This is a genomic window from Kluyvera ascorbata (genome assembly GCF_023195735.1).
GTDB classification, from domain to species: Bacteria; Pseudomonadota; Gammaproteobacteria; order Enterobacterales; family Enterobacteriaceae; genus Kluyvera; species Kluyvera ascorbata.
This window is the reverse complement of sequence record NZ_CP096201.1, coordinates 2,456,756-2,481,368: the sequence shown is the minus strand read 5'-3', so window position 1 is coordinate 2,481,368 and position 24,613 is coordinate 2,456,756. Positions and strand designations below refer to the sequence as shown.

At 55.6% G+C, this 24,613-nt stretch carries 23 protein-coding genes and 1 pseudogene; 9 read left to right on the top strand and 15 right to left on the bottom strand.

The window, feature by feature from the left end; genetic code table 11:
* Nucleotide 1: 1 nt before the first annotated feature.
* Genes paaG through paaA form a run of 7 tightly spaced genes read right to left on the bottom strand, consistent with a single transcriptional unit; the run spans nt 2 to nt 5,141 of the window.
* Entirely contained in the window at nt 2–790 is a 789-nt protein-coding gene (gene paaG, locus MY052_RS11705; protein WP_202218013.1) for a 2-(1,2-epoxy-1,2-dihydrophenyl)acetyl-CoA isomerase PaaG, read from the bottom strand.
* Between the two features lie 2 nt (nt 791–792).
* Nucleotides 793–1,560 carry a 2,3-dehydroadipyl-CoA hydratase PaaF gene (gene paaF, locus MY052_RS11700; RefSeq protein ID WP_202218012.1) on the bottom strand — a complete coding sequence of 256 codons (768 nt, stop codon included), beginning with the start codon at nt 1,558–1,560 and terminating at the stop codon, nt 793–795.
* On the bottom strand, nt 1,557–2,627 hold the full coding sequence (gene paaE / locus MY052_RS11695) for a 1,2-phenylacetyl-CoA epoxidase subunit PaaE (RefSeq protein WP_202218011.1): 1,071 nt from the start codon (nt 2,625–2,627) through the stop codon (nt 1,557–1,559). The genes paaF and paaE overlap by 4 nt, the downstream gene beginning before the upstream one ends.
* A gap of 7 nt (nt 2,628–2,634) precedes the next feature.
* Nucleotides 2,635–3,135 (bottom strand): 1,2-phenylacetyl-CoA epoxidase subunit PaaD, encoded by a 501-nt coding sequence (gene paaD, locus MY052_RS11690; protein WP_248538869.1) that lies wholly within the window; start codon nt 3,133–3,135, stop codon nt 2,635–2,637.
* Nucleotides 3,136–3,147: 12 nt separating this feature from the next.
* Complete coding sequence (gene paaC / locus MY052_RS11685) at nt 3,148–3,903, bottom strand: 1,2-phenylacetyl-CoA epoxidase subunit PaaC (protein ID WP_115074164.1); 756 nt, start codon at nt 3,901–3,903, stop codon at nt 3,148–3,150.
* Nucleotides 3,904–3,910: 7 nt separating this feature from the next.
* Nucleotides 3,911–4,198 carry a 1,2-phenylacetyl-CoA epoxidase subunit PaaB gene (gene paaB / locus MY052_RS11680; RefSeq protein WP_032943000.1) on the bottom strand — a complete coding sequence of 96 codons (288 nt, stop codon included), beginning with the start codon at nt 4,196–4,198 and terminating at the stop codon, nt 3,911–3,913.
* 10 nt (nt 4,199–4,208) lie between these two features.
* Entirely contained in the window at nt 4,209–5,141 is a 933-nt protein-coding gene (gene paaA, locus MY052_RS11675; protein ID WP_248538868.1) for a 1,2-phenylacetyl-CoA epoxidase subunit PaaA, read from the bottom strand.
* Nucleotides 5,142–5,426: 285 nt separating this feature from the next.
* On the opposite strand from paaA, the gene paaZ reads away from it, so the two are divergent.
* The 5 genes and pseudogenes from paaZ to MY052_RS11650 form a co-directional block, all read left to right on the top strand.
* Nucleotides 5,427–7,472 carry a phenylacetic acid degradation bifunctional protein PaaZ gene (paaZ, locus tag MY052_RS11670; RefSeq protein WP_248538867.1) on the top strand — a complete coding sequence of 682 codons (2,046 nt, stop codon included), beginning with the start codon at nt 5,427–5,429 and terminating at the stop codon, nt 7,470–7,472.
* Between the two features lie 248 nt (nt 7,473–7,720).
* On the top strand, nt 7,721–9,988 hold the full coding sequence (tynA, locus tag MY052_RS11665) for a primary-amine oxidase (RefSeq protein WP_248538866.1): 2,268 nt from the start codon (nt 7,721–7,723) through the stop codon (nt 9,986–9,988).
* Between the two features lie 284 nt (nt 9,989–10,272).
* Nucleotides 10,273–11,595: a DUF262 domain-containing protein gene (locus MY052_RS11660; RefSeq protein ID WP_248538865.1), complete on the top strand. Its 1,323-nt coding sequence runs from the start codon at nt 10,273–10,275 to the stop codon at nt 11,593–11,595.
* Between the two features lie 41 nt (nt 11,596–11,636).
* Nucleotides 11,637–12,065 (top strand): hypothetical protein, encoded by a 429-nt coding sequence (locus MY052_RS11655; RefSeq protein ID WP_248538864.1) that lies wholly within the window; start codon nt 11,637–11,639, stop codon nt 12,063–12,065.
* Between the two features lie 551 nt (nt 12,066–12,616).
* Nucleotides 12,617–12,868, top strand: a pseudogene (locus MY052_RS11650) (SymE family type I addiction module toxin); the annotation flags it as partial.
* Between the two features lie 248 nt (nt 12,869–13,116).
* On the opposite strand, the gene MY052_RS11645 reads toward MY052_RS11650, so the two are convergent.
* The 7 genes from MY052_RS11645 to MY052_RS11615 all read right to left on the bottom strand — a co-directional run bounded on the left by MY052_RS11645 (nt 13,117) and on the right by MY052_RS11615 (nt 19,278).
* Entirely contained in the window at nt 13,117–13,620 is a 504-nt protein-coding gene (locus MY052_RS11645; RefSeq protein ID WP_248538863.1) for a DUF1543 domain-containing protein, read from the bottom strand.
* A gap of 194 nt (nt 13,621–13,814) precedes the next feature.
* Nucleotides 13,815–14,633, bottom strand: coding sequence for a phytanoyl-CoA dioxygenase family protein (locus MY052_RS11640; protein WP_248538862.1), 819 nt, complete (start codon nt 14,631–14,633; stop codon nt 13,815–13,817).
* A 27-nt stretch (nt 14,634–14,660) separates the two neighbouring features.
* A complete protein-coding gene (argE, locus tag MY052_RS11635) occupies nt 14,661–15,812 on the bottom strand; it encodes an acetylornithine deacetylase (protein ID WP_248538861.1) in 1,152 nt (383 codons plus the stop codon).
* Nucleotides 15,805–16,479 carry a DUF1028 domain-containing protein gene (locus MY052_RS11630; protein ID WP_248538860.1) on the bottom strand — a complete coding sequence of 225 codons (675 nt, stop codon included), beginning with the start codon at nt 16,477–16,479 and terminating at the stop codon, nt 15,805–15,807. The genes argE and MY052_RS11630 overlap by 8 nt, the downstream gene beginning before the upstream one ends.
* Nucleotides 16,479–16,910, bottom strand: a complete 432-nt coding sequence (locus MY052_RS11625; protein ID WP_035894744.1) for a RidA family protein — start codon at nt 16,908–16,910, stop codon at nt 16,479–16,481. Before MY052_RS11625 ends, MY052_RS11630 begins: the two co-directional genes overlap by 1 nt.
* A gap of 26 nt (nt 16,911–16,936) precedes the next feature.
* Entirely contained in the window at nt 16,937–18,193 is a 1,257-nt protein-coding gene (locus tag MY052_RS11620; protein WP_248538859.1) for a flavin-containing monooxygenase, read from the bottom strand.
* 170 nt (nt 18,194–18,363) lie between these two features.
* Entirely contained in the window at nt 18,364–19,278 is a 915-nt protein-coding gene (locus MY052_RS11615; RefSeq protein WP_123651933.1) for a LysR substrate-binding domain-containing protein, read from the bottom strand.
* A 486-nt stretch (nt 19,279–19,764) separates the two neighbouring features.
* On the opposite strand from MY052_RS11615, the gene MY052_RS11610 reads away from it, so the two are divergent.
* From MY052_RS11610 to MY052_RS11595, 4 genes are read left to right on the top strand one after another with little or no spacing between them, the layout of a single operon-like run.
* A complete protein-coding gene (locus MY052_RS11610) occupies nt 19,765–21,285 on the top strand; it encodes an amino acid ABC transporter permease/ATP-binding protein (protein WP_248538858.1) in 1,521 nt (506 codons plus the stop codon).
* Nucleotides 21,286–21,311: 26 nt separating this feature from the next.
* The gene (locus MY052_RS11605; protein ID WP_035894740.1) at nt 21,312–22,184 is read left to right on the top strand and encodes a phytanoyl-CoA dioxygenase family protein; all 873 of its coding nucleotides are present in this window, start codon (nt 21,312–21,314) and stop codon (nt 22,182–22,184) included.
* A 24-nt stretch (nt 22,185–22,208) separates the two neighbouring features.
* Nucleotides 22,209–23,039, top strand: a complete 831-nt coding sequence (locus tag MY052_RS11600; protein ID WP_248538857.1) for an ABC transporter substrate-binding protein — start codon at nt 22,209–22,211, stop codon at nt 23,037–23,039.
* 5 nt (nt 23,040–23,044) lie between these two features.
* A complete protein-coding gene (locus MY052_RS11595; protein WP_248538856.1) occupies nt 23,045–23,776 on the top strand; it encodes a class II aldolase and adducin N-terminal domain-containing protein in 732 nt (243 codons plus the stop codon).
* Nucleotides 23,777–23,937: 161 nt separating this feature from the next.
* On the opposite strand, the gene MY052_RS11590 is transcribed toward MY052_RS11595, so the two are convergent.
* Nucleotides 23,938–24,462, bottom strand: a complete 525-nt coding sequence (locus MY052_RS11590; protein ID WP_081918546.1) for a phenolic acid decarboxylase — start codon at nt 24,460–24,462, stop codon at nt 23,938–23,940.
* Nucleotides 24,463–24,613: the final 151 nt, after the last annotated feature.

Below are 24,613 nucleotides of genomic sequence, written 5' to 3'. Positions count from 1 at the left end.
CTTATTTCCCGCTGAACTGTGGTGGACGTTTGGCGAGGAAGGCGCTGACACCTTCGCGATAGTCGTCGCTGCGACCGGCCATACGCTGATAGTCGCGCTCAAGCTCAAGCTGCTCATCAAGCGTATTGGTTTCGGAAAGCTGTAAGGCTTTCTTAATCAGCCCCAGGCCGTAGGTCGGCTGAGTGGCAAAATGGCGAGCCATGGTCAGCGCGGTGTCTTTCAACTCGGCGTCGTCCACCACCTGCCAGATCATCCCCCACTGCGCGGCCTGTTCGGCGCTGAGGTTATCGCCGAGCATCAGCAGGCCGACGGCGCGAGCGCGACCGGCAACGCGCGGCAGCACCCAGCTTCCGCCGCAGTCCGGCACCAGACCGAGCTTGCTGAAGGCCATCACAAACCTCGCCGAGCGCGCGGCGAGCACGATGTCGCAGCCCATCGCCAGCGTGGCACCGGCACCTGCGGCCACACCGTTAACGGCGCAGATAACCGGCTTCGGCAGCGCGGCTAAACGGCGCACCAGCGGGTTGTAAAAGCGTTCTACCGACATGCCCAGATCCGGCGCGGGGCCGCTCGGGTCAACGTTACGGTCGTTCAGATCCTGTCCGGCGCAAAAACCGCGTCCGGCACCGGTAATCAGCAGGCAGCGAATGGTGTCGTCGCGTTCAGCCTGTTTCAGGCAATCGGCAAGCTGCTGGTGCATCACGTCGTTAAAGCTGTTGAGTCGGTCCGGGCGGTTCAGGGTGAGGGTCATTACGCCCTGTTCCACTTCGCTGAGAATGAATGCGTCCACGATTAGCGTCCTTTAAATTCCGGTGTGCGTTTTTCTAAAAAGGCGCTCACGCCTTCACGACGATCTTCAGTACCGCTCAGCAGCGTAAATAACTGACGTTCCTGCACCAGACCGGCCTGTAAGCTCACTTCATGCGCCAGACGCAGTGACTGTTTCGCCGCCCGCAGCGCCAGCGGTGAGCGGCTGGCGATGGTCGCCGCCAGCTTCAGCGCATATTCATCTGAGAGATTCGCCGGGTGAATGTCACTCACCAGCCCAGCCTGCTGTGCGCGTTCGGCGTCAATGCTTTCGCCGCTCAGCACCATGCGGCTCGCCAGCGCTTTGCCGACGCTGCGAATAAGACGCTGCGTGCCGCCCGCGCCCGGCATGGTACCGAGGGTAATTTCCGGCAGACCAAAGCGGGCGTTATCACCGGCAATCACCAGGTCACACAGCAGCGCCAGCTCGCAGCCCGCGCCCAGCGCGTAGCCGTTCACCACCGCAATCAACGGCTTGTTGAAGGCGTCAATGCGTGCCCACAGACGCGGACGAATATCGTCGAAGGTGGCGGGCAGGTCTTTTTCTGCCATCTCGTTGAGGTCAGCACCGGCAGCGAAATAGCGCGGGTTGCCGCTAATCACGCACACGCTGATGCTGGCGTCCGCCGCCGCGGTTTCCAGCGCGTCGGCTATCTGCGTTAGCAGCGCGTTGTTTAACGCATTACGCGCCTGCGGGCGGTTCAGGGTCAGTTGCAGCACGCGGTCATGACGGGTAATCAGCAGTTCGCTCATGCCATCCCCCGCGCATCGAAGTCGACCACCACATCGCCGCTGGTTGGCAGCGCCTGGCAGCTCAGTACATAACCCGCCGCCACTTCATCGGCTTCGAGGCTATAGTTGGCGGCCATCGCCACCTCACCGCTCACCACCTTGCATTTGCAGGTGGCGCAGACGCCGCCTTTACAGGCGAACGGCAGGTCAGCGCCCTGACGCAGCGCCGCATCAAGAATGCTGTCATCTTCGGCGTTCAGCGAAATCAGGCGATCGCGGCCATCCTGACGAATAGTGACCGTGCGGCCTTCCGCCTGCACGCCGGTGGCGCGTTTCACGCTGGTACCCGGCGTATTGAAGCGTTCGAGGTGAATGGATTTTTCCGGCACGCCCAGTTCGCGCAGCGCCACTTCGGCTTCGTCCATCATCGCCGACGGGCCGCAGATAAAGGCGTCGTCAAAGCGGCTGAAATCAAGCAGCGTTTTGCCCAGTGCATGCAGCTTGGCGCCGTCAATGCGCCCTTGCAGCAGGTCGCTGTCCATCGACTCCTGGCTGAACAGATGCACCACCTGTAAACGCTGCGGGTAGCGGTCTTTCAGGTCAGCCAGCGCCTGACGGAACATCATGCTGTGGCTGCTGCGGTTGCCGTAAATCAGGGTGAACTGGCTGGCCGGTTCGGTCGTCAGCGTCGCTTCAATAATCGCCATCATCGGCGTAATGCCGGAACCGGCGGCAATCGCCAGATATTCCGCTTCACGCTCGGCCTGCGGCTGGTAGCCAAAGTGCCCCTGCGGCACCATCACCTCAAATTCCATGCCCTGCTGAATATCGCTCTGGGCATAGCGGGAGAAACGGCCACCGTCGATGGCTTTGACCGCCACGCTGATTTCTGACGGCGAGCGGCTGCGGCAAATGGAGTAGCAGCGGCGTAACTCTTCCCCGCCCAGGCGGGTTTTGAGCGTCAGGTGCTGGCCCGGACGAAAGGCGTAGACGCTACGCAGTGCATCAGGAATGGCAAAGGTAATGGTGACCGAATCACGGGTTTCCGGTTCGACCTTTGCCACGGTAAGCGAATGAAATGTTGTCATCGCAGCCTCAAATACATTTAAAGTAATCAAAGGGTTCACGGCAGCTATCGCAGCGGTACAGCGCTTTACAGGCCGTGGAACCGAATTCACTAATCAGCGACGTGTGGATGCTGCCGCAGCGTGGGCAGGCCACATCCTTTGGCATCTCGTCGGCGTGGCAGGCATGAGCCTGCGGCGGGCTGATACCGTACTGGCGCAGACGCTCGCGGGCATCCGGGCTCATCCAGTCGGTGGTCCACGGCGGATCGAGCTGCAGCACGATGTGCACCGGCGTATAGCCGTGCTCCGCCATCACCGTCCGAATTTCACCCAGCAGATGTTCGGTGGCCGGGCAACCCGAGTAGGTCGGCGTAAAGCCAATCACCCAGCCGTCGCCGTGACGCTCAACGCGGCGCACCATGCCGAGGTCGGTAATGGTCAGCACCGGCACTTCCGGGTCTGGAATGGCGCTTAACAATCCCCAGACGGTACGAACCTCCGGGGGCGCGATTGCGGCGAGACGTTGCATAGCCACCTCCTGCTACCACTGCTGGCCGGGATACGACCGCTGTAAATACTGCATCTCTGCCAGCATCGGGCCGAGATGTTCGCTGTGCAGCCCCTGCTTGCCGCCGCGACGGAACGCCGCTTCTTCAGGGATCTGCAGACCGGCGTCGAGCAGCGCGGTGTGCACCGTCGTTTGCCATTCGGCCGCTAATTCGCGCGGGTCAACGGCAATGCCCTGCTCGCTCAGGCTGATATCCAGCTCGTCGGCCATAAACAGTTCGCCGGTGAAACGCCACAGGCTGTTGACCGCTTGCTGCATCAACTGCGCGGAGTAGTCGGTACCGTTGCCCAGACGCTCCAGCCAGCCGCGGCTAAAGCGCAGGTGATAACGCACCTCTTTCAGCCCTTTGGCGGCGATGGCGGCAATCTGCGCGTCGCGGCTGTTAACCAGACGGCTGAACAGCGCCACGTGCCAGGCATCCATAAAGAACTGACGGGCGATGGTGTCGGCGAAATTGCCGTTCGGCTGTTCGACCAGCAGCACGTTGCTGAACTGGCGTTCGTCGCGGCCAAAGGCCAGCGTGTCTTCGTCGCCGCTGCCGTTCAGTTCCGCGGCATAGCTCAGGAAGTTGCGCGCCTGACCCAGCAGGTCGAGGCCGATATTGGCCAGCGCCAGGTCAATTTCCAGCTCCGGCGCGTGGCCGCACCAGGCGCCTAAACGCTGGGCCAGCACCAGGCCGTTATCGCCAAGACGCAGTGCATAGGTTGCAACGGGGTTTTGCGTGTTCATCGTTGCCTCACATATGTTCCATGCCGTCTGGCACGGTGTAGAAGGTCGGATGACGGTAGACCTTGCTCTCAGCAGGGTCGAAAAACTCACCGCGCTCTTCCGGCTGGGAGGCGACGATTTCGCTCGCCTTCACCACCCAGATGGAGCAGCCTTCGCTGCGGCGGGTGTAGGCGTCACGCGCGTTTTCCAGCGCCATCTGATCGTCGGCGGCGTGCAGGCTGCCCACGTGACGGTGCGACAGCCCCTGTTTGCTGCGGACAAATACTTCGTATAACGGCCAGTATGTTTTGCTCATTTTTTTCTCCTCAGGCGGCATCGCGAGCGCGTTGTTTTTCGGCATGAGCCAGCGCAGCTTCGCGCACCCATGCACCCTCTTCCCAGGCTTTGCGCTTGGCGCCCAGACGTTCGTGGTTGCAAATACCACGCCCGTTGATGACTTCATTCAGTTCCTGCCAGTCGATTTCGCCGTAGCGATAGTGACCGGTGGACTCGTCCAGATAGAGGTCCGCATCCGGCACCTTCATGCCGAGAATGTCGACCTGCGGGACGGTGTTGTCGACGAAACGCTGACGCAGTTCATCGTTGGAATGCAGTTTGATTTTCCACGCCATGCTGCGGGCGCTGTTCGGCGAGTTGTCGTCGCTCGGCCCAAACATCATTAATGCCGGCCACCAGAAGCGGTTAATGGCGTCCTGCAGCATCTGACGCTGTTCTTCACTGCCCGCCGCCAGCGCCATACAGGCTTCAAAGCCCTGTCGCTGGTGGAAGCTCTCTTCTTTGCAGATTTTGACCATCGCACGGGCATACGGGCCGTAAGAGGTACGGCACAGCGCCACCTGGTTGACGATCGCCGCGCCATCGACCAGCCAGCCGATCACGCCGATATCCGCCCAGGTGAGCGTCGGGTAGTTAAAGATGGAGGAGTACTTCATCTGCCCGTCGAGCATCTTCTGGTAGATGTCTTCACGCGCGCAGCCAAGGGTTTCCGCCGCGCTATAGAGGTAGAGGCCATGCCCGGCTTCGTCCTGCACCTTCGCCAGCAGAATCGCTTTACGGCGAAGCGTTGGGGCACGGGTGATCCAGTTGCCTTCCGGCAGCATGCCGACGATTTCCGAGTGCGCATGCTGGCCAATCTGGCGGATCAGCGTCTTGCGGTACGCGTCCGGCATCCAGTCCTGCGGTTCGATAGCGGTATCCTGCGCGATGCGCCGGTCAAAGCGTTGTTCTTCTGTTGTCACGTCATCACCTTATGATTCCGATAAATTCAACAAATAAATTTTTGTGAATCATGTTGTTTTGTAAAAGTTACATCTTAGTTAAATAAAACCACAAATTTTGTTTGTGAATTTTGTGATGGGCACCGCAATACCCGTTGATTTATCGCAGTGAAACCGAATCATAATCAATACACGTAAAGTGTCTGCGATCGCATTGTTAATAAATTATTAAAATCAGGCTTGCTTTTCATGATTCAGAAAAGAACTATTAAAGGCAGGTTTACGTAACATATCTGGAGAAACACCATGCAGCAGTTAGCCAGCTATTTGTCCGGCACCTGGCAAACCGGCCGGGGCCGTGCCCGTACCATTCACCACGCCATCAGCGGCGAACCGCTGTGGGAAGTGACAAGCGAAGGGTTGGATATGGCGCAGGCGCGTCGCTTCGCCATTGAGCACGGCGGCAAAGCGCTTCAGGCGATGACCTTTATTGAACGCAGCGCGATGCTGAAGGCGGTCGCCAAACATCTGATGGATCTCAAGGCCGATTTCTACGCCATCTCCGCCGAGACCGGCGCAACGCGCGGCGATAGCTGGGTGGATATCGAAGGCGGTATCGGCACCCTCTTCACCTATGCAAGCCTGGGCGGCCGCGAGCTGCCGGACGACGTGCTGTGGCCGGAAGACGAGCTGATCCCGCTGTCCAAACAGGGTGGCTTTGCCGCACGCCATGTGCTGACGTCAAAGTCCGGCGTTGCGGTGCACATCAATGCCTTTAACTTCCCTTGCTGGGGCATGTTAGAGAAGCTGGCACCGACCTGGCTTGCCGGGATGCCTGCAATCATCAAACCGGCGACCGCTACCGCCCAACTCACCCAGGCGATGGTGAAAGCCACCATCGACAGCGGCCTGGTGCCGGACGGCGCGATTAGCCTTATCTGCGGCGGCGCGGGCGACCTGCTCGACCACCTCGACAGCCAGGACGTGGTGACCTTTACCGGTTCGGCGCATACCGGACAGCAGCTGCGCGTGCATCCGAATCTGGTGGCGAAGTCTGTCCCCTTCACCATGGAAGCGGACTCGCTGAACTGCTGCGTGCTGGGCGACGATGTCACGCCAGAGCAGCCGGAATTTGCCCTGTTTATCCGCGAAGTCGTGCGCGAGATGACCACCAAGGCCGGGCAAAAATGTACCGCTATCCGCCGCATTATCGTGCCGCAGGCTCAGGTGAAAGCGGTGGGCGACGCGCTGATTGCTCGTCTGCAAAAAGTGGTGGTCGGCGACCCGGCGCAGGAAGGCGTGAAGATGGGCTCGCTGGTCAATAGCGATCAGCGTCAGGACGTGCAGGACAACGTTAACCGTCTGGTGGAAGCGGGATGTGAAGTGCTGCTGGGCGGCAAAGCGGATCTCAACGCGGCCGGGGCGTTCTTCCCACCAACCCTGCTGTTCTGCGCGCAGCCGGATGAAGTTTCCGCGGTGCATGCGATTGAAGCCTTTGGCCCGGTCGCCACCCTGATGCCGTATAAGAATAGCGAACACGCGATGACGCTGGCCCGTTCCGGTGAAGGCAGCCTGGCGGGTACGCTGGTGACGGCAAGCGGCGAACTGGCGCGCGAATTTATCCTCGGTGCGGCCCGCGCACACGGGCGTATTCAGGTACTGAACGAAGAATCATCGACAGAATCCACCGGTCACGGTTCACCTCTGCCGCAGCTGGTACACGGCGGTCCGGGACGTGCAGGCGGCGGTGAAGAGCTGGGCGGCCTGCGCGCGGTGAAACACTACATGCAGCGCACCGCCATTCAGGGCAGCCCAACCATGCTGGCGGCGGTAAGCCAGCAATGGGTGCGCGGCGCACAGGTGGTAGAAGATCGTATTCATCCGTTCCGTAAGTACTTCGAGGAGATCCAGCCTGGCGATAGCCTGCTGACGCCACGCCGTACGTTAACCGAAGCGGATATCGTGAACTTCGCCTGCCTCAGCGGCGACCACTTCTATGCCCATATGGACAAGATTGCCGCCGCCGACTCCATTTTCGGCGAGCGCGTAGTGCACGGTTACTTCCTGATTTCCGCCGCTGCGGGTCTGTTTGTTGATGCGGGCGTCGGCCCGGTTATCGCCAACTACGGTATGGAAAACCTGCGCTTTATCGAGCCGGTGAAACCAGGCGATACCATTCAGGTGCGTCTCACCTGTAAGCGTAAAACGGTCAAACGCCAGCGCAACGCCGAAGAAAAAGCCACCGGCGTAGTGGAATGGGCGGTGGAGATTTTCAATCAGCATCAGCAGGCGGTGGCGCTGTATTCCATTCTGACGCTGGTTGCGCGTCAGCACGGGGATTTCCCGGCGTAAGACCCCGGCGTCGGCTACACCTCGGCCGGGCTACAAAATGAACTCGTAGCCCAGCCGAGCGAAGCGACGCCGGGAATGCACCACATGAAAACCCAATGCCTCTGCGGAGGCATTTTTTGTAACTGGCAAAACTGACAAACAACCTGGCAAGAGCAAGCAAACGCTTCGTGACCTTCCGCTGTTAGCTTAAGAGACTGAAGCCGAAGTAGCAGCGGCAAGGCACAACATAACGATAAAATGAGGTCACAATGTCAAAAGGCTCGATTCGTTCAAACCGTAAAACAGCGCTGGCGCTGGCCGTCGCCCTGTTCTGCGCCTGGCAAGCTCCGGCATTCGCCCACGGCGGCGAAGCGCATATGGTTCCGATGGATAAAACCCTGCAAGATTTCGGCGCGGACGTCCAGTGGGATGATTACGCGCAGATGTACACGCTAATTAAAGACGGGGCGTTCGTGAAGGTAAAACCGGGCGCAAAAACCGCCATCGTCAACGGCAAAACCCTGAACCTGCAGGTGCCGGTGGTGATGAAAGACGGTAAAGCGTGGGTATCCGACACCTTTATCAACGACGTCTTCCAGTCGGGCCTCGATCAAACCTTCCAGGTTGAGAAAGTGCCGCACCCGCTGAACTCGCTCTCTTCCGCTGAAATCAGCGAAGCGGTCACCATTGTGAAGGCCGCACCGGAGTTCCAGCCGAACACCCGCTTTACCGAGATTTCCCTGCATGAACCGGACAAACAGGCGGTATGGGCCTTTGCCTTAAAAGGCACCCCGGTTAATGCCCCGCGCACCGCCGACGTGGTGATGCTGGACGGCAAGCACGTGATTGAAGCCGTGGTTGACCTGCAAAACAAAAAAGTCCTCTCCTGGACACCGATTAAAGATGCGCACGGCATGGTGCTGATTGACGACTTCGTCAGTGTGCAGAACATCATCAACGCCAGCACCGAATTTGCTGACGTGCTGAAAAAACACGGCATTAAAGACACCACTAAAGTGGTCACCACCCCGCTGACCGTCGGCTACTTTGACGGTAAAGACGGCCTGAAGCAGGACGCGCGCCTGCTGAAAGTGGTGAGCTATCTGGATACCGGCGACGGCAACTACTGGGCGCACCCGATCGAAAACCTGGTGGCGGTGGTTGACCTTGAGCAGAAGAAAATCATCAAGATTGAAGAAGGCCCGGTGATTCCTGTCCCGATGGAAGCCCGTCCGTTTGATGGCCGCGACCGCGTAGCTAAAACGGTGAAACCGCTGGATATCATCGAGCCGGAAGGTAAAAACTACACCATCACCGGCGATATGATCCACTGGCAGAACTGGGACTTCCACCTGCGCCTGAACTCCCGCGTGGGGCCAATTCTCTCCACCGTGACCTATAACGACAACGGCACCAAGCGCCAGGTCATGTACGAAGGCTCGCTGGGTGGCATGATCGTGCCTTACGGCGACCCGGATGTGGGCTGGTACTTCAAAGCGTATCTCGACTCCGGCGACTACGGCATGGGCACCCTGACCTCGCCAATCGCTCGCGGCAAAGATGCGCCGAACAACGCCGTACTGCTGGATGAGGCCATCGCCGACTACACCGGCACGCCAACCACCATTCCTCGCGCCGTGGCGGTATTCGAACGCTACGCTGGACCAGAGTACAAGCACCAGGAGATGGGCCAGCCGAACGTCAGCACCGAGCGCCGTGAACTGGTGGTCCGTTGGATCAGTACCGTGGGCAACTACGACTACATCTTCGACTGGGTATTCCACGAAAACGGCACCATCGGCATCGATGCCGGGGCGACCGGTATTGAAGCGGTTAAGGGCGTGAAGGCGAAAACCATGCACGACCCTAGCGCTAAAGACGACACTCGTTACGGTACGCTGATCGACCATAATATCGTCGGCACCACCCACCAGCATATTTACAACTTCCGCCTCGACCTCGACGTGGACGGCGAGAATAACAGCCTGGTGGCAATGGACCCGGAAGTGAAGCCGAACACCGCGGGCGGCCCACGTACCAGTACCATGCAGGTGAACCAGTACACCATCGACAGCGAGCAGAAAGCGGCGCAGAAATTTGACCCGGGCACGATTCGCCTGCTGAGCAACACCACTAAAGAAAACCGTATGGGTAATCCGGTCTCCTACCAGATTATCCCTTACGCTGGCGGCACGCACCCGGCAGCGACCGGCGCGAAGTTTGCCCCGGACGAGTGGATTTATCACCGCCTGAGCTTTATGGATAAACAGCTGTGGGTCACACGTTACCATCAGGATGAGCGCTATCCGGAAGGGAAATACCCGAACCGTTCGGTGCACGATACCGGCCTTGGCCAGTACGCGAAGGATGATGAGTCGCTGACCAACCACGATGACGTGGTATGGATAACCACCGGCACCACCCACGTGGCGCGCGCCGAAGAGTGGCCGATTATGGCAACCGAGTGGGCCCACGCGCTGCTGAAACCGTGGAACTTCTTTGACGAGACGCCGACGTTGGGCGAGAAGAAGAAGTAAGTTGTGATTTAAGACGGCCTCAGCGATGGGGCCGTTTTTTTGTGTAGGGTTTTGCTCGTAACCGTTCCCAGCGCGCTGCGCTTGGCCGGGTTACATGGCGGGTAGCCCGGACGGATTTCATGAAAATCTGTGAACAAGGCTATTGCGAAACTTGAGAAGTTAAGCGTTGTGAGGTACAAGATAAATTCTTTTTAGCAACTGAATAAAACGTGTTACTTAAAAATGCTTAAGGCAGATTTTCCTCATTCTTTAGTGTCACTTTAACAGCTCAGGACAGCGATAAAATGGCAATATTACAGCAAGAATTGATAGTTCGTGGCGAACAAGTTGAGCGAGTTTTCATCAACTATCAGGATAAAAAATACGTCGTTAACCGTCAGTATCAGCGTAAGCTGATATGGACTATTGAAGAAAAACAAAGTTTTATCGATTCAATAATAAAAGGTTTCCCTATACCTATCATATTGTTAGCAGAGCCTCTTGGTCGAAACGACGGTACTCTAGAGATCATTGATGGTATGCAACGTATGAATGCCGTCATGTCTTTTATCACGAATGATTTCTCGTTCGATGGTTGTTATTTTGATCTTAATACTTTTGCAACTACAAAAGATTTATTAGATCGTGGAGTACTTGATCAGAAGAAGCCTGTGCTCGATCGAACGAAGTGCCTTGCAATTGCATCATATCCTGTACCTCTTTCAATTTATGAAGCAGCTGAAAGAGAGTCAGTGGAAGAAGTATTTCGTCGCATCAACTCAGGTGGGCGTCAATTATCACGACAAGAGTTGCGAGCAGCTGGAGCGACTAATGCTTTCGCTGATTGTGTTCGAAAAATATCTGCAAGAGTTCGTGGTGACACTTCGAATACTGACCTATTATTATTAAGTGAAATGCAAAAAATTAGTATCACTAATAGGGAACTGCATTATGGTATAAATGCAGACACTGTTTTTTGGATTGCTCACGGAATTTTGACGAAGGAACAACTACGTCAGAGTCGTGATGAAGAGTTAGTTGCAGATATACTTGCCTATATGGTTTCTGACAAACCGGTTGCATCGCGTACCGAACTTTTAGATGATTATTTTGGTGCAACATATCCAGAAACGATGACTAGCAAGGCAAGATTTGAAGCAATCGATCAAGCCGTCAAAAAGAGAAGTACAGAGCTTGTTGATCTTGATTATCAACGAGTACATGATGCTTTGATTTTACTTCTAAGCCAAGCTCAGGCTACTTTCTCTGGATTAATTTTCCCTACTGGAAATGGAGGCAATCCAGTGCCTCGATATTTTCAAGTGATTTTCCTCGCCCTTCATGATTTGATGATTAAAAAAGGTATGGTTATTTCTGATAGTGCAGGGCTTATTGCTCGGTTAAGGGATTGTGGAAAGAATATTCAAGTTCAAGATGGTGGCCGATGGGGGGCTGATAATCGAAGCAGAATGATCGATTCTATTATTGGTTGGGTGCAAGGATTTTTTGAGAACGATCATAATCCGGATCCAGCGAAGGTTCATTGGATAACTAAACTCCAAAACTTGCTTACAAACTCGATTACAGAACAACAGCCTACGATTTCAAACAAGGTTTCTATACTTTAGATCCTAACCCTTCTTTTGATGAAAATTCATTTGATAAGATAATGGAGACTTGTGCTGCTATCGCTAACATAGGCAAAGGACATAAAGGCTATGTGCTAGTAGGTGTAGCTGAAACAGCAAAGACAGCTGCTAGAATATTTGAAATTTTCGGAAGCAGTGCACTCTCTTATAATGGCTTCCATATAACTGGGGTCGATCATGAAGCTAATTTCGCTGGTAAAAACCTGGATCAAATGTTCCAAGACATTTCTGATAGAGTGGGACGCTCAGGGCTTTCGGAACCATTAAGATCATACATTTATAACCATCTTAAATGTGTACGTTATTATGATAAGACGGTTTTTGTTTTCGAAGTTGAAGGTCAGGACTCTCCATCTCATTGGAACGGAAAGTGGGTAGAGCGTCAAGGTGCTCAGGTCAAAGATATACCTGCTGATAAACTAGGAGCATTATTCGAGCGCTTCAGATAAATTTAATATATATTACACAATATAATTAAGGTATATATAACAAAAGGCCCATTTAACGGGCCTTTATATAAGTTACAAAGATGCAACATAACCTATTTAAAATTACATAAATATTTTGTGTCATTAATTTCGCCATTCTAAGATATATCGCGGGTAAATCATCGTGTCTCCCAATTCTCCCACGGCACCGTTACCAATTTTCATTTCTGCGATCCCACTTCCAGCCCCGACTATTGCCCAACCCCACTAACCGCAGTACCCTATTGTTGTACCTGCAAAATCAGGTGCCGGGATTAGCCTCCTGACCTAACTTCATCGGAGAAACGTGCGCATGTCGTTCGCACAGTTACCATCTCAATGGTAGGCCAGCGAGGCGTCGAAAGATGCACCGGTATCGATGAGTCGGTCTTCTAACCCATCTGATTTAGCCGCCAATGAGAGAGAAAAAACCACTCATCGGAGGCAGCCCCATGGCAACACCCCTCACCCCAACTACCGTACCAGACTTCAGTCACTGCGAGTTTTACTCCTTCGTTGAAGGCCGCGCCGTTCACCTTGGTGGAGATTGGCTCTCTCAGGCCGGATTTATCGACGGCATGCCCGTTAAAGTCCGCGTAATGAAAGATTGTATTGTGATTACCCCGCAGAATACCCGCGAGCTATGGGGATGCATTGAAGGTATGAGCGTCGCGAATATCAACCAGCGCAAAGTGAAAGCATGGCTGAAAACCTTCCCAGGTGCGTTGAACGATAGTGGGGATATTCCAGCGATTAAGCGGAGTAAAACGGGCGGGAAATTCTAACAACACCGTAGCTCGGCCGAGCGAGCGCGACCTCGGGGATGGTGCCATTTTTTGTGCTTGTGGTTTGGTTAGGCGCCGTTCCCGGCGGCGCTGCGCTTGGCCGGGCTACTGAGCGTTAGCTGGTGCGAGCAAGACGACCCCGGGGCTGCCGCGCACGTTGACGAGGCAGCGACGCTGAGATTGGAAGACGTAAATAGTAGGTGCTTCGCTGACCGTTGCGTCGGCAGCGGCAGCAGAAGCGTCCTGATTTAAACACCTATCGGTAAATACCCCTGCCACTCAGGTCGAGCGCGGGATCCGTTTTTACAAGGCGTGAGATGAATAAACATCTCACCGAGTTTTTCAAGCAGCAGGCAGTCATCGACCTCGACCAAATTGTCTTTATGTTGCTGAAAGGCACCACACAACAGCGTACTCAACGCTTTTTTCTTCGCCTCCTGGGCACTCTCTGCGACAAACAAATCGTATTCGTGCAGCTCGGCAAGCGTGTCGGGGCTGTAGCCCCCCGCATTGACGAAAAATAATCTTAATGCAAACTGAGGTGGCTCAGGAGAAAGCGTGACAGCATAGCCGTCTGCCCAGGTAATACGACTGTAACCGTCGATATGAATTTTATCGCTATCGCCAAACCATGATTCACGGAGCGCAGGCCAGGCATCCTGAGGCTCGTTGGCTGCAACAAACTGAATATCATGCACTTCAATATTCGATTTTCCCGCATTCCCACCAATATAAAACATAAACAAATTCATGCTGAACCTCATAGGTTATTCTGATCGCTATATATTTGACTATATATCGCTTTATGTCGCAACTGACTCATTTCCTGACGTCGATGCTATTCGGCGCTGAATTTTGGTACTGAGATGAATGACGGGTACAGCGAGACGCCGGGATAACAGCAACGCCCAAACCTACAGGCCTGGCCGCCACCCGGCACCAACAACTAGCCTCTCGGCCAGACCTGCGGAAACAGCGGAGAGTCGAGCGGTTCACCATCTCGCAACCTCAGTTCCGGAAACGGTGGAGAGGTCACGCCGCCGCGATCGGCAAAAGCGGCGTCATCGCCCACCCAGCGGGCAGAAAAGACCCGTCGGGAACGCGCGGTATGATTCCCTCGCGCGCCATGAACGGTGCGAAAATGAAACGCCACGGCATCCCCTGGTTCCAGATCCCAACTGACGATATCGTATTCCTCTTCATGGGCATCGATATCCGGCAGCGAGCGAAAACTGGCATGATCGTAGAGCTTCGTACCGTTAAATCGGGTTGGGCTGAACTCGGCGTCCCAGCGGTGCGAGCCGCGAATACAGCGCAGCGAGGTGGCCTGTGCAACCGGGTCCAGCGGGATCCAGAAGCTCACGTTCTGCCGCCCAGAAACGCAATAATACGGCTGATCGTGATGCCACGGGGTCACCGTACTGCCCCCCGGCTGCTTCACCAGCGTATGCTCATGGAAAAACTTCACCGTCTGCGACTGCATCAACGCGGCGGCGATTTCTGCTGCCGCCGACTGAAACACGAAATCCTCAAACTCCGGTATCCGCGACCAGTTGCAGTAATCCTGAAAAAACGGCGCCGAGCCATCTTTGGGGATCACCGTGCGCGCATGCCCATATTCACTGGGATTCGCCATCAGCGCCGCCACGCCTCGGGAGAGCGGTTCAATCCACGGGGTGAAAACGCCTTTCAGTAACACCACGCCATCGGCCTGCCAGCGGTCGATGGTTTGTTGATCAATAGGTGCAGTGAGATCTTTTTGCATCACTTACGATCCTGTGTTGAGGGAATCTTAGGGTTCGGCGCGCATCCAGGCGCAAAGGTTCTCCAGCATCTGTGCACAGCGTTCCATTTGCGGAATGCTGACGTATTCATCGGGTTTATGGCCCTGCGCCATACTGCCGGGCCCACAAATCAGCGTCGCTACCCCCACGTCATCAAACAATCCCCCCTCGGTGCCAAACGCCACGGTGGAGAAATTATCGCTGCCGCACCACTGCGCCAGCCAGCGGGCAAAGTCAGACTGCGGGTCGTTGAGCAGCCCCGGATAATGACTTAAGGATTGAAACTGAATGTCGCTGCGTGCGGCGATTTGCCGCATCTGCGGCAGCAATTGATGGGCATAGTCCGCCAGCGATGTCGTGACGGTGTCCGGGTTAACGCCGGGCAAATAGCGGATTTCAAAATCAAACCAACAAGACTGCGGGACGATGTTCAGCGCCGCCCCGCCCTGAATCATCCCCACCTGTAATGTGCTGAAAGCTGGTGAAAAACGCGGATCTTTATGTTGCGCCAGCGCGTCGCCCAATGATTCCAGCCGGGTAATTAATTTCGCGGCATAATTGATAGCGTTGACGCCCTGCGGCGCATAGGCAGAATGGCAGGCCTGACCTTCTATGCAGCAGCTCATCGCCAGTTTGCCTTTGTGGCCGTAGACCGGCTGCATTTCCGTCGGTTCGCCAATCAGGCACAGTGCGGGTTTCTCCGGCGAGGCCGCAATAAAATCCACCAGACTGCGCACCCCAAGGCAACCCACCTCTTCGTCATAGGAGAACGCCAGATGCAGTGGCATGCGCAGCGTCACTGCGCAAAAGGTATCGACGCTCGCCAGCACGCAGGCAATAAAACCTTTCATATCAGCACTGCCGCGCCCGTAGTAACGCCCGTCACGCTCGGTGAGCGCAAACGGTGGCACGCTCCAGGTCTGCCCATCGACGGGAACCACGTCTGTGTGACCCGAGAGCATCACCCCGCCCGGCCCTTCTGGCCCCAGGCGGGCGTAGAGGTTCGCTTTGCGCCCGTCCTGGTTGTAAAAACGCTGGCAAGTAATGCCACGCACGGCCAGAAAATCGGCAATCCAGTCAATCAGCGCCAGATTGGATTCGCGACTGGTGGTATCAAACGCCAGCAGCGCGGCCAGAATATCGCGCGCGGAATTATTCATCGCCCGGCACGCCGTAAGATGGTGCATCGCGCGGGTCCAGGGCGCGGGTAATGTAGGCCTCCATCTGCGGTTCATACGCCAGCCATAGCTGCTCCAGCTCGGCGATCGGATCGTCGTCCGCCCAGTCAACGCGCAGGTCGACGACCGGCCAGGCATAATCTTCCACCACTTTCACCGCCGCCGAGTGCACCGGCCCGGCTTCGCCGCCAGCGGCGATCCCCGCGCGTAACCCGGCAATCAGTCGACTAGCCAGTTCCCCGGTCGCGTTTTCAAAGGCTTCAACCATGGCGGCAATGACGCCGCGCTCCGCCAGCATATTCCCTGCGGCCACGCAGTTCTCACCTGCCAGCGTTTCACCAATACCCAATGTGTGTTCACCGCTAAAGGTGGCAATTTCGCCACTGGCGTCAATCACCGTCACCTGGCGATACTCGCTAAAACGATCCTCCGCCAGCGCGCGGTTCAGCGCCTGCTCCACCGACTCGCCTGCTTCCAGGCTAGCAAGAATATGCGGCCCCAGAGACGGCAGCGTGATGTTCTGGCTGGAGACCGCGCCTACCCCCGCCAGCAGCCACGGGCAGCGTGCGCCCACGGCAATGCTTGAAGAGCTAATCGCGATACCTAACTGTCCGGACTCCGGGCACAGTGCTGCAATCGAAATCGTCATTACGCCACCTCGCCGTTCCAGTCGTCCGGGATCACCGCCGTGACGTCAATTTCCATCAGCCACTGCGGCTGCGCCAGCGCCGACACCACCACGCCGGTTGAGATAGGGAAAACGCCTTTCAGCCACTTGCCGACTTCCTGATACACCGGCTCGCGATAGCGCGGGTCGATAAGATAGGTAGTGGTTTTCACAATGTGCGTCAGGTCACTGCCCGCTTCTTTCAGCAGTTGCGCCACGTTCTTCATTGCCTGTTCCGCCTGCGCGCGCGGGTCACCAAGGCCAATCAGGTTACCGTCAAAATCGGTACCGACCTGACCGCGTACGTACACGGTGTTGCCCGCACGCACCGCCTGGCATAAATCGTTGTTCAGCGACTGGTTCGGGTAGGTCTCTTTGGTGTTAAACATGCGAATACGGGTATGGGTTGGCATCGTTGGGTTCCTTTATTCACGGATTATCAGGATGGCTGGTAGTGCTGGTACTGGCGCTGGATAGCAATCTGGTCGGCGATGTATTTCGCGTCGTGCCACACGCCCCAGATAAAGGTTGAACCGCGACGCGACAACCACGGCAGGCCCAGGAAATAGACCCCCGGCTCGCTAGAAACGCCGCGATGATGCTGAGGACGCTGCGCGTCGTTAAAAGCATTCACCTTCAACCAGCGGTAATCGGTGGTGTAGCCGGTGGCCCAGATGATGGTGGTGATCCCGGCCTGTATCAGATCAAGATTTAACAGTGGTTCAGTGACGCACGCCGGGTCCAGCAGGAACTCACGGGCCGCCGGTTCTTCAGGGAGATCGAGACCGTTGCGGGCGACATAGGCGTCCGCCGCATCGAGCAGCGCCAGATAGGAATCGTCACCGCGTCGAATGTTGTCGGCCAGATCGTTCTGGAAAGTGGCCGTTGCGCCGTCAAACGATTGGGTTTGCCCCACCAGCGTTACGCCCTGGTAGGCAAGCTGACGGAAATCCACGGTATGGCCACCGCGCGCGCCGCTCACCGCAATGGTAACGTGTTCTTTGCCCGGCTGATTTGCCGCGGCGTCCCATAGCCCAAGCACCCCAAGCCACCAGCAAAAATCGCGATCACGATAGCGGCGCGGTGGGCGGTCGTGCGCGCCGACCGAGAGCCACACGTTACGCCCCGCACGCTGCAATTCATCGGCAATCTGCACGCCGGAAGAGCCTGCGCCAATCACCAGCACGCCGCCGTCGGCAAGCTGCTGCGGGTTGTAATACTGCGCGGAATGAATTTGATCGATAGCATCAGTCTGTGGCGCGATCGCCGGGATCGTCGGGCGCTGAAACGGACCGGTGGCGGCGACAATGCGCTGCGCTTCAATCACCCCTTGCGAAGTTTCCACGCGAAAACCCGGGCGGCCCTTCAGGCGCTCAGCGCTATAGACCTCAACGCCAGTACGAATGGGGGCGTTAAAACTACGGGCATAAGCCGCGAAATAGTCCGCAATCTGTTCTTTGGCGACAAAGCCGTCGGTGTCGCACTCCGGGAACATCATGCCGGGAAAGCGGTCGTGCCAGGCCGGACCGTTGGCGACCAGCGAATCCCAGCGGCCGGTGCGCCACGCCTGGGCGATGCCCTGCTTTTCCAGTACCAGATGCGGAATATCGAGCGTCGTCAGATGTTCGCTCATGGCGACGCCCGCCTGCCCCGCGCCAACCACCAGGGTATCGATTTCGGTAATGTGTTCTGTCATTTCTCTGTCCTTCAAGCACGGTTGCCGACGTCTTCGCCGGAATTGACAGAACTCAGGTTATGTAACTGTGAGGAAATCGTAAATTATTATAAAACGATCGTCTGAATAGAATTTTATGAGGGTAGCCGTAATGCAATAAAATAAACCTGCAGGTTATGCAGGCATTATTTTCATGCGCATGAAGGCGTTAACTCAATACTGCGGCAATAATCCATAAACAGCTGCGTCGGGCGCGTTGGCTCATTGTTGGCAAGATGCGCCATAATTAATGTTGATGCAGGCATCTCATCAACAATATCTCGCTGCACCACCCTTTCACCGTCATAGGTCATATCACAATACGGACGCGTGACTAATACCGAAAAACCTAATCCTTGCCCCACCATGCAGCGCACCATTTCAATGGACGGCGAACTGTAGGCGACTTCCGGGTGATAGCCTTTTTCTTTAAATATCGAGATAAAATAGTTTTTACTGGGGACGGCATCCAGCAAGATCATCGGTTCCCGGCTTAATTCCTGTAACGTCACCGCCGATTTTTGCGCTAATGGATGTGAGGCTGGCAATAATGCATAGGGCTTGTGCGGCGCGTTCAGGCGCTCTTTGTTAATGGAATGCCCCAGTTCGAGATCGTAAACCAGCGCTAAATCAAAGCGCCCGCGATGCAGGCCATGCATTAATTCATGCTGCTCACCGTCGTATAAATGCAGGGTAATTTCCGGGTACAGCTTTTTAAACCCGGCCACCAGTTTTGGCATATACAGCGGCGCCACGGATTCAAAGCAACCCACTGAAATCATGCCGGAAACCAGCTCTTTATCTGCCCGTGAGTTCTGCTCAAACTCCCACGACAGGCGCAGCAGTTCTTTGGCTTTATCGTAGATGCGGCGGCCGCTGGAGGTGAGCGACACGCCCTGAGCATGGTGGCGAATAAACAGCTGTTGGTCGAAGGTGCTTTCCAGGTTTTTTATCGCAATAGAAATTGACGGCTGCGCAATATGCAGCTGGCGGGAGGCCTCGGCGATACTTTCCGTCTCCACGACCGTCACAAAGTACTTCAGCTGTTTGAGTGTAAATCGGTTCATCGCATCACCATTGATAAAATATTGTTCATTGCTCATCGGAAATAGTTTCCTGCTATGGCGTTGCAATCCTCATGCCATTTAACCCAAACGGGGTATTTATCCCCAATACGGAGTGCTGATATTTATCAACGGTCATTTTATTAACGCTGTTATTTTCTGATTGCACCATCACGAGCCATGCTGCACTATTACCACGCACTTCCTGCCCCGATAATGTGCAAATACCTCTCCTCGTCCTAAATATCGTTATTTAATTTCGATGATTGTTTTTTAATTGTTTCAGGTCAGTATCGCGATAATCACTTTACATTCCATAACGTTAATATCGCTGCATAGTTTTTTTAAACTTAAAGACCAAAAATTTACTAATTGCCTCGATTAACGTCCTGCCAGCATAGTGTCATTGCACGATGAATATCGGCGACGTTGGATTAATGCACCATCACGTCGCTTCCATTTCTGTTAATTATGGCGAGTAAATAGCCCATGACGTTTAACTGGAACTACATGTTAAGCCTGCTCAGCGATGTCGATTTTTGGCAGGCCACCTGGACCGTCATTAAATTAAGTCTGCTGACCTGGGGCTGCAGTATTGTGCTGGGGTTTATTCTGGCGCTGGCCAAACAATCGCCGCGTGCCTGGTTAAGCACACCGGCCCGACTTTATATCTGGCTGTTTCGCAGTATGCCGCTGCTGGTGTTGCTGATTTTTGTCTACAACATGCCGCAGGCGCTACCGTCCGTTGCCCCTTTGCTTAACGATCCGTTCTGGGCCGGGCTCATCGCCATGGTACTAAGCGAATCTGCCTATATTGCCGAAATTCACCGCGGTGGGCTGCTTTCCATTCCCCGTGGGCAAAGCGAAGCCGCGCGGGCGCTAGGTTTGCGCTACGCCGGCATTCAGTGGCGAGTCATTATTCCTCAGGCATTGCGCGTCGCGCTGCCTGCGCTTGCCAACGAATACATCGCTATTGTGAAGCTCAGCTCGCTGGTGTCGGTTATCTCACTGACCGAAATTCTGATGGTTGGTCAGCGTCTCTATTCGCAGAACTTCCTCGTCATGGAGACGATGGCGGCGGTCGCCTTCTACTACATCCTGATCGTCACGGTGTTTGATTTCCTGCTCAAGTGGCTGGAGAAGTATCTCGACGTCACCCAGCGCAAAACCACCCGTCAGGTTGACGCTGAAATGCAGAAGCTGGCCACCGCGCAACGCCCGGTGGTGGCGCGAAGCGTTGCGACCGCTGAAGAGCCCGCGTTGCAGGCCTCGAAGCTGCACAAAGCCTATAACAATGTCGAAGTGCTCGGCGCGGTAAGCCTCAAGATCCAGCCAGGCGAAGTGGTTTCGGTTATTGGCCCGTCCGGCTCGGGAAAAACTACGCTTATCCGCCTCCTGAACGGCCTGGAACAAATTGATAACGGCGAAATCAGCATCAACGGCCAGCCGTTTATCCACCTTGAGCGTCAGGGTCAGCAGAAGCCGCGCTTTATGGAAGAGGCTAAGCATCGCCTGAATATCGGCATGGTGTTCCAGAGCTTCAACCTGTTCCCGCACCTCACCGTGCTCGGCAATCTGCTGCTGGCACCGCGCTACCACCGCCTGGCGACCGATGCCGAGCTGCGCCAGCACGCCTGTGAACTGCTGCATAAGGTCGGCATGCTGGAACACGCGTGGAAGTATCCGCACCAGCTCTCCGGCGGCCAGCAGCAGCGTGTGGCGATTGCCCGCGCGCTGATGATGCGCCCACAGATCATGCTGTTTGATGAACCGACCTCAGCGCTGGACCCGGAAAAGGTTAACGAAGTACTACAGGTAATTGAATCCCTGGCGCATGAAGGCATCACCATGGTCATCGTTACCCACGAGATGAACTTCGCCTTCAAAGTCTCTGACCGAATTGTATTTATGGAAAAAGGCCGGGTGGTCTGTGACGACACGCCGCAGGCTATGCGTAGCGGGCAACACCCGCGCGTCGATGCCTTCCTGAAAGATGTCTCTTTGGCTTAATCATTCGTACTTGAAGAGGAACCACTATGATCGCGCAATGGCAAATCGAGCAGTTTCATCAGCAGGGTTATCTGGTTGTCGAAGGGGTGCTTTCCAGCGATGAAATCGCCGCATTGCAGACCGATTTTGACGGCTGGGTGGAAGAGAGCCGCGCCCACGACGCGGTATGGGGCGAGACGCTGGACGGACGCCCGCGTTTTGATCTTGAGCAGGATCATTCGCCGGATCACCCTTCTCTTCGCCGCGTCACCTCGCCTACCGAGATCTCCGCCGCCTATCACCACGCGGCGCTGAACTCGCGGATGGCGACCATTGCCGCCCAGCTTATCGGCGGCAGCGGCACTCGTTTTCATCACAGCAAAATTAACTCCAAGCTGCCGCACACCGCCACGCAGGTGAAATGGCATCAGGATTTTCTGTTCACCCCGCATAGCAACGACGACATCATCACCGCGCTGCTGATGGTGAGCGACGTCACCCCGGAGAACGGCCCGCTGAATGTGGTGCCCGCCAGCCATAAAGGGCCGCTGTGGTCACACTGGCAGAACGAGCGTTTTACCGGCGCGGTGGACACCGACGTGGTTGACGCGCATTGCCAGCAGCCGCAGGCCTGCTTTGGCCCTTCGGGCTCCGTCTGCTTTATGCACACGCGCCTGCTGCACGCTTCAAGCCCGAACGAGACCGCACAGCCGCGCACGCTGTTCATCAGCGTCTATGCCGCAGAAGACGCGCTGCCGTTTGGTGAAAACCCGCTGCCGAGCGCCCACGCGGGGCAACTGGTCGCGGGTGCAGAGAGCGGCCTTGTGCGCAGCACCGTGAACCAGCTTCGTCTGCCGCAGAAACCACGCGGCGCATCCTTCTTTGTTCAACAGGCCGGTGCCGACAGCGCCAGCATGTAATTTGCTCATTTTTCTGGAGGTTTTATGACACGTTTGACTGCACTGCGTCCTGTTGCCCTGCTCCTTTGCGCCGCTGGCGCGCTGACGTCCTTTAGCGCGCTGGCCTTCCAGCACGACGGCAAGATCACCGCCGGTTCGGACATGACCTTTTTCCCGTATGAATATATGGAGAACAATAAACCGGCCGGGTTTGATATCGAGTTTCTCGATGGTCTGGCAAAAACCATGGGCCGGGAAGCGGTCAATATCGACACCCGCTTCCCGAACCTGATTCCGGGCCTACAGGGTGGCCGTTTCGACATCACCAACTCGTCGATGTACATCACCGCCGAGCGTCTGAAGGTTATCGACATGGTGCCATATCTGAAAAGCGGCGAAGCGATTCTGTCGCTAAAAGGCAGTGACTATCAGCCCAAAACCCCGGAGGAGTTCTGCGGCCATAAAATTGGCTCGATGGGCGCTACTTCCTGGCTGGCGCAGCTGCAGAAGCTTTCCGTCGACTACTGCGTGAAAAAAGGTCTTAAGCCAATTCAACTAAGTGAATACACCACCGATCCGCAAACCACTCAGGCGATGCTCTCCCGTGCGGTGGAAGCGCAGATCACCGATGCAGCGGTTGCGCGCGGGGTTGTTGAGAAGCTCGGCGACCGTGTGGTGATCTCCTCCGAGACGCTTATCTACCCGGTGCTGAACGGCTATGGCGTGAAGAAAGGCAATACCGAGGTGAAAACAGCCCTTGAGGAAGATCTGAAGAAATTCAGCGCCACGCCTGAATACGCCGCGCTGCTGAAGAAATACAATTTCCAGGCACCGAGCGCAGAGGACCTGCAAACCCTGATGCCAAAAGCGGAGTAATCACCATGCGCTACTCGCACGAAGAGCAAACCCGTATCGATCTCGCGGTGACCTTTCGCATCATCGCCCAGCTTGGGATGCATGAAGCGGTTGCCAACCATTTCAGCGCGGCGCTCTCACCCGATGGGAAAACGTTTCTGCTGAATCCGAAGTGGAAGCATTTCTCACGCATTCGCGCCAGCGACCTTTTGCTGCTGAACGCTGATGATGAAAGCTGCGCGGCGCGCCCGGACGTGGACGCCACCGCGTGGGCGATTCACGGGCAAATTCACCAGCGTCTGCCGGACGTACGAGTGGTGCTTCATCTGCACCCGGTCTACTCCACCAGCCTCGCCTGTCTGGCCACGCCGCAGATCCTGCCGGTTGACCAAAACACCGCCCGCTATTTTAACCGCGTTGCCGTCGACACGCTGTACGGCGGCATGGCGGACACCACCGCAGAAGGCGCGCGACTGGCGGGGCTGCTGGCAGATAAACGCCGCCTGCTGATGGGCAACCACGGCGTACTGGTGACGGCACCCAATATTGGCGAGGCGTTTGATGATATCTGGACGCTGGAACGCGCTTGCCAGATTCTGATTACCGCGTGGTCGACCGGGCAGCCGCTGAAGGTGTTATCGGATGAGGTGGCGGAAAAGACGGCGCAGGATTGGGAGAAGATTGCGGACTTTTCGAGACGGCATTTTGAGGAGATGAAGGAGATGGTGATTAAGAGGGATCGGACGGTGTTGGATTGATGAGGTGCGGCCCGGGGAAACCTGGGCCGGATTCGTTTTTACGCGGTAAATAGCGCAGTCTAAAACTGTGAGTTCCCCGGTATAGTGAGTATCTACTTTACCGGGTGATTATCCATCGTTCCTACCGCCTGCTACTTTCTTAGCGGGCAGATTATTCGCTTTTACTTACCATCAAAAAAGTTATCAGGAAGCTGGCCAGGAGGCATGTTGATAACCTCGTCATTGTCGGCACCTTCATTTTTCATATAGGTTACCTGGGCAAACTCAGGGATGATGACATAAGGATAGGCTGGACCTTCATCGCGGAAGCGATGCATATCTTCGATGAACTCATTCTGATAGCAGATGGTTTTTTCTGGGTGCTGCCCTTCGCCGGCAATCCACTGTGGGAAAAAGATTGTCCCATGTACGAGTTTACGTTTCAGATCAAACAGCAGGCTCACACAGGTTCCAGTCGGTTCATGCCAGTCGACTTTGTAGATGCCCGGAGCAAACTGGATGGCATGCATTTTCTGATTTGTCACCCAACGCCCACCAACTAACCCCTGATGAATACGGTAGTCGCAGGTATTGTCATTACGTGCGTACCACTCATATTTCCAGCCGTTGTCATAGGTGTATACGAAGTGGGTTCCCACGAACTCTGACAGGTCGGAAGACATCTCTTGCAGTGAACGGTTTTCCATATTCTTATCCTTGATGATAAATATCGTTGAACTTTGAGTATGAACTCTAGTGGTTGAGATAAGGATATGGTTTGAAAATCAAATTAAAAAGTGCAATTAACGAATGAGATTGATTCAAAAAATAGTTCTATTTATCTTTGCTAATGCTTCC

Bases quoted from the DNA above. Each gene is read 5' to 3' on its own strand.
- MY052_RS11595 (WP_248538856.1), top strand. From the start codon at position 23,045: ATGCGCTACTCGCACGAAGAGCAAACCCGTATCGATCTCGCGGTGACC.
- argE (WP_248538861.1), bottom strand. From the start codon at position 15,812: ATGAATAATTCCGCGCGCGATATTCTGGCCGCGCTGCTGGCGTTTGAT.
- MY052_RS11630 (WP_248538860.1), bottom strand. From the start codon at position 16,479: ATGACGATTTCGATTGCAGCACTGTGCCCGGAGTCCGGACAGTTAGGT.
- MY052_RS11625 (WP_035894744.1), bottom strand. From the start codon at position 16,910: ATGCCAACCCATACCCGTATTCGCATGTTTAACACCAAAGAGACCTAC.
- MY052_RS11620 (WP_248538859.1), bottom strand. From the start codon at position 18,193: ATGACAGAACACATTACCGAAATCGATACCCTGGTGGTTGGCGCGGGG.
- MY052_RS11645 (WP_248538863.1), bottom strand. From the start codon at position 13,620: ATGAATTTGTTTATGTTTTATATTGGTGGGAATGCGGGAAAATCGAAT.
- MY052_RS11615 (WP_123651933.1), bottom strand. From the start codon at position 19,278: ATGAACCGATTTACACTCAAACAGCTGAAGTACTTTGTGACGGTCGTG.
- paaF (WP_202218012.1), bottom strand. From the start codon at position 1,560: ATGAGCGAACTGCTGATTACCCGTCATGACCGCGTGCTGCAACTGACC.
- MY052_RS11610 (WP_248538858.1), top strand. From the start codon at position 19,765: ATGACGTTTAACTGGAACTACATGTTAAGCCTGCTCAGCGATGTCGAT.
- MY052_RS11605 (WP_035894740.1), top strand. From the start codon at position 21,312: ATGATCGCGCAATGGCAAATCGAGCAGTTTCATCAGCAGGGTTATCTG.
- MY052_RS11655 (WP_248538864.1), top strand. From the start codon at position 11,637: ATGGAGACTTGTGCTGCTATCGCTAACATAGGCAAAGGACATAAAGGC.
- MY052_RS11600 (WP_248538857.1), top strand. From the start codon at position 22,209: ATGACACGTTTGACTGCACTGCGTCCTGTTGCCCTGCTCCTTTGCGCC.
- paaB (WP_032943000.1), bottom strand. From the start codon at position 4,198: ATGAGCAAAACATACTGGCCGTTATACGAAGTATTTGTCCGCAGCAAA.
- MY052_RS11590 (WP_081918546.1), bottom strand. From the start codon at position 24,462: ATGGAAAACCGTTCACTGCAAGAGATGTCTTCCGACCTGTCAGAGTTC.
- MY052_RS11640 (WP_248538862.1), bottom strand. From the start codon at position 14,633: ATGCAAAAAGATCTCACTGCACCTATTGATCAACAAACCATCGACCGC.
- paaC (WP_115074164.1), bottom strand. From the start codon at position 3,903: ATGAACACGCAAAACCCCGTTGCAACCTATGCACTGCGTCTTGGCGAT.
- paaE (WP_202218011.1), bottom strand. From the start codon at position 2,627: ATGACAACATTTCATTCGCTTACCGTGGCAAAGGTCGAACCGGAAACC.
- paaZ (WP_248538867.1), top strand. From the start codon at position 5,427: ATGCAGCAGTTAGCCAGCTATTTGTCCGGCACCTGGCAAACCGGCCGG.
- paaD (WP_248538869.1), bottom strand. From the start codon at position 3,135: ATGCAACGTCTCGCCGCAATCGCGCCCCCGGAGGTTCGTACCGTCTGG.
- tynA (WP_248538866.1), top strand. From the start codon at position 7,721: ATGTCAAAAGGCTCGATTCGTTCAAACCGTAAAACAGCGCTGGCGCTG.
- MY052_RS11660 (WP_248538865.1), top strand. From the start codon at position 10,273: ATGGCAATATTACAGCAAGAATTGATAGTTCGTGGCGAACAAGTTGAG.